This is a genomic window from Hymenobacter busanensis (assembly GCF_008727865.1).
Lineage (GTDB): Bacteria > Bacteroidota > Bacteroidia > Cytophagales > Hymenobacteraceae > Solirubrum > Solirubrum busanense.
The window spans coordinates 769,150-783,187 of sequence record NZ_VTWU01000002.1 but is presented as its reverse complement, the minus strand read 5'-3'; the positions used below and the strand labels follow the sequence as shown (position 1 = coordinate 783,187).

At 61.8% G+C, this 14,038-nt stretch carries 10 protein-coding genes; 5 read left to right on the top strand and 5 right to left on the bottom strand.

From position 1 onward, the window contains the following. Positions 1–168 precede the first annotated feature (168 nt). Positions 169–1,020 (bottom strand): aldo/keto reductase, encoded by an 852-nt coding sequence (locus tag F0P96_RS07895; protein WP_151078278.1) that lies wholly within the window; start codon positions 1,018–1,020, stop codon positions 169–171. An 805-nt stretch (positions 1,021–1,825) separates the two neighbouring features. Here F0P96_RS07895 and F0P96_RS07890 point away from each other — a divergent pair. From F0P96_RS07890 to F0P96_RS07870, 5 genes are all read left to right on the top strand, one after another. Beyond that, a complete protein-coding gene (locus tag F0P96_RS07890) occupies positions 1,826–6,037 on the top strand; it encodes an FG-GAP-like repeat-containing protein (protein WP_151078277.1) in 4,212 nt (1,403 codons plus the stop codon). Between the two features lie 79 nt (positions 6,038–6,116). Beyond that, complete coding sequence (locus F0P96_RS07885) at positions 6,117–6,314, top strand: PID-CTERM protein-sorting domain-containing protein (RefSeq protein ID WP_235917422.1); 198 nt, start codon at positions 6,117–6,119, stop codon at positions 6,312–6,314. A gap of 529 nt (positions 6,315–6,843) precedes the next feature. Then, the gene (locus tag F0P96_RS07880) at positions 6,844–8,148 is read left to right on the top strand and encodes a site-specific integrase (RefSeq protein WP_151078276.1); all 1,305 of its coding nucleotides are present in this window, start codon (positions 6,844–6,846) and stop codon (positions 8,146–8,148) included. Positions 8,149–8,257: 109 nt separating this feature from the next. Then, a complete protein-coding gene (locus F0P96_RS07875) occupies positions 8,258–8,578 on the top strand; it encodes a hypothetical protein (protein WP_151078275.1) in 321 nt (106 codons plus the stop codon). 474 nt (positions 8,579–9,052) lie between these two features. Further along, the gene (locus F0P96_RS07870; RefSeq protein WP_151078274.1) at positions 9,053–11,101 is read left to right on the top strand and encodes an FG-GAP-like repeat-containing protein; all 2,049 of its coding nucleotides are present in this window, start codon (positions 9,053–9,055) and stop codon (positions 11,099–11,101) included. Positions 11,102–11,274: 173 nt separating this feature from the next. Here the strand turns inward: F0P96_RS07870 and F0P96_RS07865 are convergent, their stop codons facing one another. The 4 genes from F0P96_RS07865 to F0P96_RS07850 are packed head-to-tail and all read right to left on the bottom strand — an operon-like array spanning position 11,275 to position 14,016. Next, positions 11,275–11,895, bottom strand: coding sequence for a hypothetical protein (locus F0P96_RS07865; RefSeq protein ID WP_151078273.1), 621 nt, complete (start codon positions 11,893–11,895; stop codon positions 11,275–11,277). A 47-nt stretch (positions 11,896–11,942) separates the two neighbouring features. Next, entirely contained in the window at positions 11,943–12,221 is a 279-nt protein-coding gene (locus tag F0P96_RS07860) for a hypothetical protein (protein WP_151078272.1), read from the bottom strand. Positions 12,222–12,257: 36 nt separating this feature from the next. Then, positions 12,258–13,568, bottom strand: coding sequence for a Y-family DNA polymerase (locus F0P96_RS07855; RefSeq protein ID WP_151078271.1), 1,311 nt, complete (start codon positions 13,566–13,568; stop codon positions 12,258–12,260). Further along, positions 13,543–14,016, bottom strand: a complete 474-nt coding sequence (locus tag F0P96_RS07850) for a LexA family protein (protein WP_151078270.1) — start codon at positions 14,014–14,016, stop codon at positions 13,543–13,545. The genes F0P96_RS07855 and F0P96_RS07850 overlap by 26 nt, the downstream gene beginning before the upstream one ends. Positions 14,017–14,038: the final 22 nt, after the last annotated feature.

The window sequence follows — 14,038 nt, the reverse complement described above, 5'->3', positions numbered from 1 at the left end:
CTCCGCAATTACCTAAAGGACATAAGCTGAGGATTATTCCCCAACACGCTCTAAGGTGTGAGGTGGCGCGGGCAACCGACACCAGCAGGTAAGCAGCGGTTTGAACTTCTATATGAAACCCAAAGCCAGAAGATAGCGGATTGCCGTGCTTGGAGTCGGTAACCGGGGTTAGTCGTGGATTTTCCGTTCGCTGATCCACTTGACCATCTTCGGGTCGCGGTGGTCGAAGAACAGGCTGGCCTTGGTGTCGAGGGCCTTGATGGCGTCCATATCCTCGGGGCTTAGCTCGAAGTCGAAGATGTTGAAGTTCTCGGCTATTCGCTCGGGCCGCACCGACTTGGGAATGGCCACCACGCTGCGTTGCGTGAGCCAGCGCAACACCACCTGCGCCACCGACTTCTGGTACTTCGCCCCAATGCCTTGCAGCAGCTCGTTGTGGAACAGGTTGTTCTTGCCCTCGGCAAAGGGCCCCCACGACTCAATCTGCACGCCGTTTTCCTGCAGGAACTGCTGGGTTTCGATCTGCTGGTGGAAGGGGTGGGTTTCCACTTGGTTCACCGTCGGCTTCACTTCGTGCTGCACCAGGAAGTCCATCACCCGGTCGGGGGCAAAATTGCTCACGCCGATGGCCCTGATGCGGCCGGCCTTGTGCAGCTCTTCCATGGCCCGCCAAGCCCCGTGCACGTCGCCGTAGGGCTGGTGAATGAGGTAGAGGTCGAGGTAGTCGAGGCCGAGCTTGCGCAACGACGTTTCAAACGCCTGCTTGGCGCCTTCGTAGCTCGCATCTTGCACCCACAGCTTGGTAGTGATGAACAGCTCTTCCCGGGGCACGCCGCTCTTGCGGATGGCCCGGCCCACGGCTTCCTCGTTCAGGTACGAAGCGGCCGTATCAATCAGCCGGTAGCCGGCCTTAATAGCTTCCAGCACACTGGTTTCGCATTCGGCCGGGTCGTGCATTTGGTAGACGCCAAAACCCAGCAGGGGCATTTTGACCCCGTTGTTCAAGGTTACGGTTTGCATTGCTTTCTCGACTAAAAAGGGGATTCACGAGTCGTGTTTGGCAGCAGGACGAGCACGTCTGTGCATGTACGCCACGGGTGCCGAGGCGGTCAGGCTTTGATCGAACCTCTCCGCCCAGCCGCCTGCTTCGAAATAGCACCACAAAGGTCCGGGAGTTGGGTGTTAGCGGAAAAAGGGAATCAAACGGATTAGTATAAAATTCAAACAGCCGTCTGAGTACTTCACCGTAAAGAATCGGTACAGCCGAATATGAGAAGGAGCGTTACTGAACTCGGGGAGAAGGGGGCCAAGCAACCTTGCCGGCCTCAGGAGCCAGCCCGCAGATGTTAGCGTCGTTTTGATAGAGCCCAGCGCAAGTTTCGCTGGGGTAATGGAAGCTTAGTCGGTTACAGCAAACCTGAACAACGACCAAAACGACCGGTGGGCGGGCCAGCCGCCAAACGCCAGGCAGCACAGAAGATGCAGTGCTAGGCCTGCGGGATGCCGTTGGGTCGCCACCATGAACTGTTGTTTGTAGAATCACATGATTAAGTTATAATAATATTTATCTATCAATATTGCGAATGATCTTTTTACAAATTACCTAGGGGTCCGAAACCGCACTGCCAAACCTGCTGAACTCACTTTGCAAATACTGGCTATTATCTGACGGCCATTAAATCTGCCTCGGCTACGCAAACTGGATTTATCGTGAATAGATCTGTATTACCCCGCTACTAGGCAGTAGGTAGCCACACACAGCCGCGCTGAGGGACATGCATTGCCCGCCCCCGCAACAATCGTTTTTCCACCAACCATTCCGCTTATGCAACACTTGTTTACACCTTGTCTCCCCGTGGGAGCTCGGCGGCACTGGCTCCCGCTGCTGGGCCTGCTGCTCGCCGGCGCCCCGGCGCAGGCGCAGTTTGCGCCCTTCGCCAGCTACGCCACCGCTAATGGGCCCAGCTACCCCGCCCTTGGTGACCTGAACGGCGACGGCCGGCCCGACATCGTTACGGCTGGCATCAGCGCCGCTAGCCTCAGCGTATTGCTGGGCCAGGCTGGCGGCACCTTCGCGGCCAGTACTACCTACGCCACGGCCAACAACGGAGCACCGTTTGGTACGGCCCTGGGTGACCTGAACGGTGACGGCCGCCTCGACGCGGTAGTAGTCAACACCAGCAACACCGTGGGAGTGAGCGTACTGCTGGGCCAGGCCGGCGGCACCTTTGGGGCCGCCACCACTTTCCCAACCAACGTCAACGCCTCCGCCTATAACGTAGAGCTGGGCGACCTGAACGCCGACGGCCGCCTCGACGCGGTAATCACGGTCGGCAACGGTAGCCTGGGCGTATTTCTGGGCCAGGGCAACGGCACCTTCGGCGCCCCGACTTTCTTCAGCACCGGGGCCGGTATCAGCGCGTACAACGTAGCGCTGGGCGACGTCAATGCCGACGGCCGCCTCGACGCGGTAGTCAGCAACTTCGGCGGTGCCGACGGCACCACCGTATCGGTGCTGCTGGGCGCGGGCAACGGCACACTGGGCACGGCTACCCAGTACCCCGTCGGCTCGGCACCGGCGGGCCTGCAGCTGGGCGACTTGAACGGTGACAGCCGCCCCGACCTGGTGGTAGTCAACTACAACAGTAGCAACGTGGGCGTGCTGTTGGGACAGTCCGGCGGCACTTTCGGCACCATGACTACTTACACGACCGGGGCCGTCAATCCGCGCGAAGTAGCCTTGGCCGATTTCAACGGCGACGGCCGCCTCGATGTGGTAACCACCCACGTGGGGCCGCTATCGGGCGGGGCCGGTACTACCGTGGGCGTGCTGCTGGGCGCGGGCAACGGTACGCTGGGCACAGCTACCGTCTACTCCACCGGCGCCAGCAGCCGGCCCTGGGGCGTGGCCGCCGGCGACGTGAACGGCGACGGGAAGCCCGACATCGTGACGGCCAACCGGGACAACAATAGCATCAGCGTGTTGCTGAACACGGCCATCTTCGCCCCGACCACCACCGGCGCCAGCCGTTGCGGCTCGGGCTCCGTTACACTCACGGCCAGCGGGGCGCCCAGCGGCGGTTCGTACCGCTGGTACACGCAAGCGTCGGGGGGCACGGCCATCAGCGGGGCCACGGGTAGTAGCTACGTTACGCCCACGCTCTACGGCACCACTACCTATTACGTCAGCACGGTAAGCTCCACCAACGTGGAAAGCCCCGGGCGCTCGGCCGTTACGGCTACTATCAACTACGTGGCACCGCCCTCCATCGTGGCGGGCGGCCCGACGACCATCAACACTGGCGGCTCGGTGACGCTGACGGCCCGCGCCAACCTGGCCCTGAGCTTTTCGGGCCTGAACAGTGCCAGCAGCCAGCGCGTCAGCACCAACCTCAACGCGGCGCCCAGTGCCCTGCCCAACACCACCTGGGAGGCCTGGGTGTACCCCACGCGCAGCAGCTACGGCGTGCGCCAAACGGTTTTCTCCGTCGACGACGGCAACTTCGACCGCACGCTGGTCATCGAAGGCAACACCGACAACTGGGGCGTATTCACGGGCAGCGGCGTGTGGGAGCCCACTACCGTCGAGCTGAACCAGTGGCAGCACGTGGCCGTGGTGTATAGCTCCACCGGCATCAAGTTCTACAAGAATGGCGTGGAGTACGTGTACGTCGGCGGGGCCAACACCGGCACCACCGGCAACCGCTTCATGTTCGGCAGCAACCCCGGCTTCCTCAATGAGTCGTGGCAGGGGCAGATCGACGAGGTGCGCGTGTGGAGCACGGCCCGCACCCAGGCCGAAATCCAGGCCACCATGAACGCTGCTCCGGCTGGAACCGCCGCCGGCCTGGCCGGTTTCTGGCGCCTGAACGAAGGCAGCGGCAGCACCGCTACCGACGAAGTGGGCGCCAACAACGGCACTCTGCAAAACGCCCCGGCCTACGTCACGCCCGGCCAGAGCAGCATCGTGGCCTCGACCTACGCCTGGAGCCCCTCCACTGGCCTGAGCAGCACCAACACGGCCACCGTAACGGCCTCGCCCTCTAGCACTCAGACCTACACCGTGGACGTGAGCAACGGCGGCACCTGCAGCAGCTCGGCCCAGCAGACGGTGACAGTCAACCAGCTTACCGACCTGACCATCAGCACGCCTCAGAGTGTGCCGGCCGGTAGCTACAACAACATCACCGTAACGGGCACCGGCGCAGCAACGCTGGCCGGGGACGTGAGCGTGGCCGGCACCTTGGTGGTGCAGACCGGCGGCTCGCTAAACACCAATTGCCAAAATGTAACCGGGGCAGGCTCGTTTACCCTGCAGGCCGGGGCTACGCTCAGCATCTGCAACGCGGCCGGCATTACTGCCTCGGGCGCCACCGGCGCAGTGCAGGTGACGGGCACACGCAGCTTCTCGTCCGACGCCAACTACATCTACAACGGCTCGGGGGCCCAGGTGACGGGCAACGGCCTGCCCGCGCAGGTGCGCAACCTGACCTCGACCAACACCGGCACCCTGACCCTGTCGCAGAACCTGGCCGTTCGGGAAGTTGTGACGCTCAACGCGGGCAGCTTAAACCTCAACGCACGCACGCTGACCCTGCTCTCCGACGCAGCGGGCACGGCGCTGGTTGCCAACCTGGGCGCGGGCTCCGTGTTGGGCACGACCGTGACCGTGCAGCGCTACATAGACCCGACGCTGAACCCCGGCATGGGCTACCGCCACCTCGTGGCCCCGGTGGCCAACGCGACGGTGGCCGCCTTCGGCTCGGGGGGCACTACGCTGGTGGTCAACCCGGCCTACAACTCCTCGACCACGCCGAACCTAACCACGCCCTTCCCCACCATCTTCCGCTACGACCAGAGTCGCCTGGCCTCATCACCGGCCACCACGCTGTCGGCCTTCGACAAAGGCTGGGCGTCGCCAACGAACCTGAGTGATGCGGCTCAACTGGCTACTACCGGCTTTACGGTGCAGCTGCCCGGCGCCAGCACGCTGAGCTTCACCGGACAGGTAGGCAACAGCAGCGGGACCATCTCGCTGAATCGCAACAGCGGTGCTACCGCTGCTGACGCGGGCTGGAACTTCATCGGCAACCCCTATCCCTCGCCGCTGGACTTCAGCACAATTCCGGCCGGACAGCGCACCAACATGGATGCGGCTTTCTACACTTTTGAAAGCACCTCGCAGTACGGCGGGCAGTACCGCAGCTACGTCAACGGCTTCGGCAACCCGCTCGTCGGCACGGCCCAGGCGTTCTTCGTGCGGGTGAGCAGCGGGCAGACCTCTGGCAACTTAGCACTAGATAACTCGAACCGCGTGACCACCTACGCGCAGCAGTCTCCGGTGCGCCGCGGCAACGATACGCGCCCGCAGCTTACGCTCACGCTCAGCGGGCAGGGCCTGACCGACGCGCTGACCGTGTACGCCCAAGCCGGCGCCACCGATGGCGCTGACGCTGAGTTTGACGCCGTGAAGCTGCTTAACTCCACGGGGCTGAACCTAGCTTCGCTGGCTATCGGCGGGCAGGAAATGGCCATTGATGGACGCGCCGCTTTCGGCTCATCCACGCTGATTCCGCTTGCGGTGTGGGTGCCGCGGACCGGCTCCTACGTCTTCACCGCCGAACACTTAGGTAACCTGCCCGCTGGCCTCACGGCCACGCTGGTGGATCAGCAAACCGGTGCGCGCACCGTGCTGATGAGCGGTGCCACTTACGCAGTGACGTTGGCGGGCACCCCGGCCCCTGGCCGCTTCCAGCTGGAGTTTGGCAGCCGTGTCACGGCCGCAACCCCGGCGCAGCTGGCCCAGCAGGTGCACCTGTACCCCAACCCCACTGCCGGCCAACTCACGCTGCAACGCCCGGCCTCGTGGGGCGCCACCGACGTGGAGGTGCACAACAGTGTCGGCCAAGTGGTGCTGCGCCAACTGCTGCGCGCCGCCGACACCCAGCTGGATGTGCGCAGCTTGCCCGCCGGCGTGTACCTGCTACACCTGGCTACCCCCCAAGGCCCGGTGACCAAGCGCCTGGTGCGCCAATAAGGCCAAATCATCCGGGCACCGCACGTCGGGGCCTCGGATGGCCAACGTCCATTCTTTCTCGACTTCTTATCTACGCATCATGAATATGCTGAAGTATGTAGCTGCCACGGCCCTGCTGTTGCTGGCTGCTCACGGGGCCTTCGCCCAAGACCCCGGCTCAGGTGGCCCCCTGCCAGGCACACCTACGGCCGTTCCCATCGACGGCGGCGCCTCGCTGCTGCTGGCTGGTGGAGCCGCTTATGCCTTGCGGCGCCTGCACCAGCGTCGTTCCCGCTAGGGAAGCCGGCCTCTAAACACGAACGCTCTTCCGGTTTCGGAAGAGCGTTCGTGTTTAGGAGCAATGAAACCCTGAATAACTACTCCCGAAAAGGAACCGGCAGGTCGCTGAAGCGGCCTTCTTATTGCTCTGCTGTTCAGTTGAAAGCTCGGTTTAGCTGAACGACCTCACCACGCTGTAGCAGGCTTGTTGCTATCGGCTTAGGTTGCAGTAAGCTTAGTTCAGGAAGTTGTGACAGGTGATAGGCAGGCTGTTCCTACGAGCATCGGTATACTGGCTGCTTTGTTTAAACCAGAGTTTAAACCAAAAACAAGTCAGCCACTCAACCTTGCGGCTAAGTGGCTGATTATGAATGAGCGAGAAACGAGGTTCGAACTCGCGACCCTCAGCTTGGGAAGCTGATTGGTTAGCGAAGTGAAAGGCGTTTCCAGCTTGTCAAGGCCCTTTTTCTGTTGAACCTCTCTCCTTTTCCGACCGTCGTCATCACTTGTAGGCACCGCTGTAGGCACCGCCGCAGCGGCTCAAACCGATGAGCAAGACGACCGAACACAAAGAAGGGCAGGCCACTGTCCGCATCATTTACAAAGTCGGCAAGACGTTAGCCGACGGTTCGCACCCGTTCCTGGTGCGCATCACCAAAGACCGGAAGCAAATTTACCGATCCACCGGCTTGTCGTTGCATCCCAAGTACTGGAATGCAAAGAAACAGGACGTCCGCCGTAGCTACCCCGAACCGCAGCGCACCCAACTGCTCCAGGAACTGCACAAGTGGGAATTGAAGTACGCGGAGGCGGCTCGTGCTCTGGCGGTAAACGACGAGCGCCACGATGCTGGCACAGTGCTGGTCCAAGCTGCCGAGGAACGGCGGAAGCTGCGCCGTGTGTATCTCCTCGCTTTCACCGATGAACTGGTCGCCGACATGCTGCAGGCGGGCCAGGTCGGCAACGCCACCGTGTACCGCGACCTGCGCAACCAGCTGTTCAAGTTCATTCAAGCCGAGTTTGGGGTGGACGATGTCCCCTTCGAACGCGTAACCGTGGCCTTTTGCAACCGGTGGGAGACGGCGCTCCGGGCTTCGGGCAAGAAGGAAATTACCCTGTCGCTGCGCTTCCGTACGCTGCGGGCCGTCCTTAACAAAGCCATTGCCAACGGCGACGCCCGCTTGGAGCATTACCCCTTTGCCCGTACCGCTGCCGAACGACACAAGTTCAGCGTGGGCAAATTCGACGTGAGCACGGCCAAGCGGGCCATCAGCCGGGAAGCGCTCCGGCGGCTGGAAGCACTTACGCCAGCGACCGAACGCCTGCAGCGGGCCAAAAATGTGTTTCTGTTCTCTTTCTACTGCGGCGGCATCAATTTTGTCGATTTGGCCCAACTGCGCTGGTGCGACTTGGCGGTAGGGGAGACGGGAGAAGTGCGCTTGCGCTACGAGCGGCAGAAGACCGGAGGCAAGTTTGTCTTTAAGCTGGTGGCTCCGGCTGCGGGCATCTTGAACTTCTACCGTTCGGTTACCAGTGGCAAGCCGGAGCAGTACATCTTTCCGATCCTTGACGTTAACCGGCACCGGTCAGCGTCGCAGATCAAAAACCGTCTGCACAAGATTTTGGCACAGGTTAACCAAGATCTTAAAGCCCTAGCTGCTGAGGCCGGCATCGCCATCCCGTTGACGACCTACGTGGCACGTCACTCCTTCGCGACGAGTCTCAAGAAAGGCGGCGTAGCGACCAGCCTCATCAGCGAAGCGTTGGGGCACAAGTCCGAAACGGTGACTGCCATTTACCTCGACTCGTTTGATGCTGATGCTCTGGATTCAGTGTTTGACTGTTTGCTTTAACGACACTGACCACCCTTAAGAAAAAAGTTGCTGGGGTGGCTAATGAAAGGTCTGCAGACGGGTTAGGGTTGGTGTTCACAACTGAGTGAACACCAACCCACCACATCCAATGCAGTTAGAAATGATTGAGTACCGTTACCGCGTGGTTCGCACGGCATCCGCAGAATGCATGTTGCTCGAGTTTACGGACCACTGGCTCTCCCATGAGTACATTGTGTCGATTTTCCCTGACATCTGCCTTGAGCATTGCTGGGATCACTGGACATCGGTTGTCATGCGGGATCGGCGTTTTCCCGAGCGTGCAACTGGCTCGCTCAAAGCCATGAGCATCCTGCAACGCGTCGAGGACGGCACGGCAGTGGAGTTGGGACCCGTTTCAGACTGGACCAACGGTCTGTGGACCGTTGGGAAACGCCGACGACTCTACTAGCAAACGGGAACTACCTCCCCTTGATGCGCCTTTGGTCTTTCACCCCCATCCCTGTAGGATGAACCAAACGCCAAGCCCACGCAGACGCTGAGAAGACGGATTTGGGTGGCCGAAGCCGCTTGTCAACGGTGGTGCTGGAAGCCGTTTGGCTCTGGTGCCGCCGTTCCGCTTTGCCCAACACCTTGAATGCCTGTTGGACGTACTCGCCAGTGCACAGCTTACCGGACCAGTCTTCCCAAGGAGCGAAGACCGTAGCTGCATGCCTTTGACGGTCAGGTAGCTGCCTTTGCCTTTTCAAGAATCATTTGTGCTTTGCCCGTGAAAGGTGTAGCATTGAACAGCATGATGCCTACTAGGTAGTAGTGCGGTAGCACGCGCATTACTCCCTGGGTTGGCAGGCGCTGTTCAAAAGTAATTGGGGACCGACGGGTAGTTGGTTCCTTCTGCATTAGCTGTATCCTACACAATCAGTTCATGGGAATCTCCCTTCCTGTACGGGTTGCTGGGTTGACTAGCGGAATCTTGGCAATTGGCCAAGCCGCTGTGGCCCAACCCACCATTACATCCCTCAGCCCGGTAGCAAACGCCAACAGCATTGGCCGCAGTGCGCCCGTGCAGGTACAGTTTTCCCAACTCCTTGACCCCAACAGCGCAGGTGGGCTGTACCTCCACAGCGGCATGCGCGGAGGAATGCGCAGCGGGCACAGTGCGGACATTGCCGTGACCGGAGCCGTGCTGGAAGCTACCCCAACTTACGGTTGGAATCCTGGCGAAACCGTCATGGCTACGGCGTCTACTGGTGTACGTAACCAAGCCGGTCAACCGCTGCAGGCACCGCGGGTGTTTCAATTCACGGCAGCCGTGGGAGGCAGCGGCGGTGGGAATTTTGTCGCGCCAACGGTTGGGGCCGAGTTACCGGGAACGGCTGCCAGAGATTTGTTCGCCGGCGATGTCGACGGCGACGGAGATTTGGACTTGGTGTTCCAAAATGGAGGTGTGTCCGTGCGCCTGAACAACGGGACCGGTGCGTTCGGCCCTCAAATCGATTACCCGGTCCTGTACTCAGATCCATCGGGTGACACAGCATCGTTGATCCACATGACCATGGGCGATGTGGACGGGGACGGAGACCTGGATGTCATCGGCTACATCTACGGTCCAACCGCCCGGGACATTGTGGTGTACGTCAACGACGGTTCGGGATACTTTGCGTACCAAGACCACAGAGCGTCCGTGAGCCGCTTTACGACTGACCTGACGTTGGGCGATTTGAACGGGGATGGAGCGCTGGACCTCGTTGCCGTTTCTGGGTTTCCAAATGAGGTACACGTGCGACTCAACAACGGGAACGGTTTCTTCACGACCGGCTCCGTTGTGTTTCTTAGCGGTAACCGATCACCCTCTCGCAATGCTGTGCTGGGCGATGTGGACCAAGATGGGGACTTGGACATGCTGTTGACCAACAATGATTTGATTAGTGTTCGGCTCAATAATGGCAACGGCGGATTTTCAGGCGGGGGCGATTACGCAGCGGGTTTGTCCCCGCAACGGCTCCGGCTTGGGGACGTTGACAACGACGGGGATTTGGATGCCGTGGCTAGTGATGAAACGGGGAACCAAGTCTGCGTGCGGTTGAACAACTCGTTCGGAGTGTTCGGGGGAGGGAGCAACGTTTCCGTTGCGGCAACACCACGCGACCTTCGTTTGGTTGATGTGGATGGAGACAGCGACTTGGACATTGTGGCCGCCAGCCCTGGGACCGATCGAATTTCCACAAGGTTGAACAATGGCAGTGGTTCCTTCGCGGGTGGCACAGATGTGTTGGTTGGCGATGGACCCGGCTACTTGGTGCTTGCGGACCTCGACGGTGACCTTGATCTAGACGCGGCTACCGCTAATGAACTGGGAAATTCCTTGAGCGTGCGCCTCAACCAGCCGGCTTCCTCACCACCGCTCCCCGTGGAGTTGGCTGACTTTCAAGCCGAGCGCCGCGGAGCAAGTGCAGTCTTGCGCTGGTCAACGGCCACCGAAACGAACAACCGTGGCTTTGCGGTGGAGGTTTCCACCGATGGCCGCACGTTCCAACAGCTCGGCTGGCAGCCCGGGCAAGGAAGCACTGCCGGCCCCACCCAGTACCGCTTCGCGGATGAGGGGTGGCCCCACCATTCCCAATCGGTCGTGTACTACCGGTTGCGCCAATTTGACTTCGACGGTACCGAGCGCTTGAGCGTTGTTCGTACGCTGCAAGCAAGTTCCAGCGGTGCTGGGTGGCGTGTGGAGGCTTGCCCGAACCCCTTCATGGAAAATTTGCAAGTGCAGCTGCAGCTGACGGCCGATGGACCTGTTTCGGTTACCCTCACGGACGCGTTGGGGCGCGTGCACGCAACCCTGACAAGGAAGCTTGTCGTCGGCGCTACCACCGTTTCCCTGGTGTTACCTGAACGCTTGCCTGCCGGGCTGTACTTCCTCGACGTGCAGCAGGCAGACGCCCGAAAGCGGTTGCCAGTGATGCATCACTACTAAACGGGGTCATGCGAGGTACGGCGAACGGCCTCGCGGCCACAGCTGCTCCCACCGACTGATGTAGACGGGCATCTGCTGTGGAAGCGAATTGCCCAGACAAGTGCTGGGTGCCAAGGCAGCGGCCAGCGTCACGGTGCCGCCTTAAGTCCGCGTTAGGCACCGCAGCCGAAGGGCTACCATTCCGGCGTGGTGTGCGGGTGCTGCGCAAGTGAGTCAAAGTAGCGTTCGGCCCGCTTCTGTTCCCCGATGCGACGCACTGAGTCGCGACGGGCCCGTTCGGCACGGGAGGGAAAAGGAAAGTCGTGGGTCTGCAAGGGGGGCGGTTGCCGGGCCGTGACGTACAAATGCACCAACATCGGCCCCGCCCACCAGAGTACTGCTGCTGCAAGGCCGGCAAGCCCCAGCCCCATTGTCTTCAGGGGCGAAGATGGCTCAGGTGCCGGAACGGGATGGGGGTTCGGTTTCCGGGTCGCTACCACGGCGATGAGGCCTACAACTGTGGGAAGGGCCAAAACCGCAAGTAACTGCGCCCACTGCACGTCCGAGTAGATGACCAGCAGTAGCAGCACGCCCAGCCCCTTCGGGGTGGCCACAGCACCAACAAACAAGAGAACGGGCGCTACCACCAGCAGCAACTCCCTCCACAAGCTTTCCCAATCCTTCCGTCGTCTTCGAAAGACCAGGAAGAGTACCAGTAGCTGCGGCATCCACAGCGCCAAGGCCGCCTTCCACAACAAACCGCCCAACCACCTCGCGTCGCCTGCGCTAAAGTCCAACAAGAGGGTCAGGTGCATGGCGCAAGTTGGGTGAAAGCGCTGAAACCGGTGTCCACAGCAGAAAATCAGGCCGCCCGTTGCCCTTCGTATTGCTCCAGGGCCGCTTTAATCAAGTCAGTAACCTGTACCCGGCCCATGCGCCGCACTTCTTCTGGCCGGCTGGCTAAGTAACGAATGGCCAGGTAGCGGGCGGTGGCATTCAGCCCGTCGCGGCGGTAGCGCTGCTCGTCGTGGGTAATCACCCAGGAATGGTAGCCGTCGGCGTGAATGCGCAACACCAAGGCGTGAAAAGATGGATCAAGTTCGGCGCTGACGTGCATGAGTGGGTGCGCGTTGGGTTCCATGGAAAGTAGGGTAGGGTGAGAAAGTGACACAGCCGGTCAGGCCGAGATGGTCCAGAGTTCGTCCCAGCCCGTGTAGGCTGGGGTGCGCTGCTCGAAGCGCGTGGCCCAGGTAGGTTTAGGCGCTTGTTTCGGCACCAGGGCTGCGGCCAGCGTTACCGTGCCGCGTCCGAAGCGGTGGTTGAGCCCGTCGAGGGCTGCCATGACGGCTGCCTTCGGCTCTTCGCGCACCAGCGGCTCCGGGTCCGGGTGGAACAAGTCCAGTTGCCGCTGCCCCTCGGGCTCAAAGCCGCCGAGGACTACGCCGGTCTTGACGTAGCGTGCCCCGGGGCCGTAAATGCGCCGCAACGCCGCCCGGGCTTGGGCCAGCAGCATACCCGTGTTGGCCGTGCCGGCCGGCAGCGTAACCCCCGCCGAGCGCGAGTGCGGGGGTGGGGTGCCGTCGTAGCGGCTGGTTTCGACGAAGACGGTGAGCAGGTGTGCGGCCGAGCCCTGTGCCCGCAGCTTCTCAGCCGCCCGCGTCACGTGCGTGGCCAGCGCCTCCCACACCGCCTCAAAGTCCGTCACGGCCCCGCCAAAGGTGCGCGACACGCACAGGCTTTGCCGTTGCCGGGTTCCGTCCTCGCTCTCGCCCAACGCCAAGCAGGGAAACCCTTGCAGCTCCCGTACTAGTCGCTGCCCCACCACGCCGCCCAAGTGCTGCCGGGCCCAGCCCAGCGGCACGGCTGCCAATTGCGCGGCGGTGGTGATGCCGTGCTGGTGGAGCTTGTGGGCGTACTGCCGGCCGATGCCCCAGACGTCTTCCACCGGTACCTGGGCCAGCGCCCAGGCCCGCTTCTCTGCGTCCTGCAGCCAGCACACGCCGTGCAGGGCCGGGGTTTTCTTCGCCACCCGGTTCGCCAGCTTGGCCAGGGTCTTGGTGGGCGCGATGCCCACGCAGGTGGGAATGTGCGTGCCCCGCTTGACTTTGGCCCGCAACTCACCGGCGAAAGCAGCCAGGTCGGGTTCCAGCCACCGGGTCATGCCGTGCAAATCCAGGAAGCACTCGTCCACCGAGTACACCTCGGCGGCCGGTGCTTCGGCCGCCAGCAGGCGCATCACCCGACTCGACAAGTCGCCGTACAGGGCGTAGTTGCTCGAAAACGCCAAGCCGCCGTGACGTTCCAACAGCGGCCGGGCTTGAAAGTACGGCACGCCCATTTGCACCCCTAAGGCTTTGGCCTCGTTGGAGCGCGACACCACGCAGCCGTCGTTGTTGCTGAGCACGACGACGGGCTTGCCTTCCAGCGACGGGTTGAAGGCCCGTTCGCAGGAGACGTAGAAGTTATTGCAGTCGACGAGCGCGAACATTCTCGTGCAGCTTACCGTGGATGAGTTCGGTGACCACGTGGGTTACCACGCCCCAGACCTCGAAGCGGGCGTAGGTCCCCGCGTCCACGGCGGGGTACTTCGGGTTGTCGGGCACCAGCCACCACGAGAGGCCGCGCCGTTCCAGCCGTTTCACGGTGAATTCGCCCTCCACCGCGGCCACGACGACGTGGTTGTGCTGCGGGGTGAGCGTGCAGTCCACCGCGAGCAGTGCCCCGTCGGGGATGTGAGAAGGGGAGCCTGCCATGCTGTCGCCCCGCACCCGGGCCAGGTAGGTGCAATCGGGGTGGGGCAGCAAGATTTTGTTCAGGTCTACCCGCTCGCTGCGGTAGTCATCGGCCGGGGAGGGGAAGCCGGCCGGAACCGGTAAGTCGCACTCGATCAGCCACACGGGCTCCCGGGCAACACTTAAAATTTCAACTTCGCACATGGGCTTCAACACAAGGGTTTGC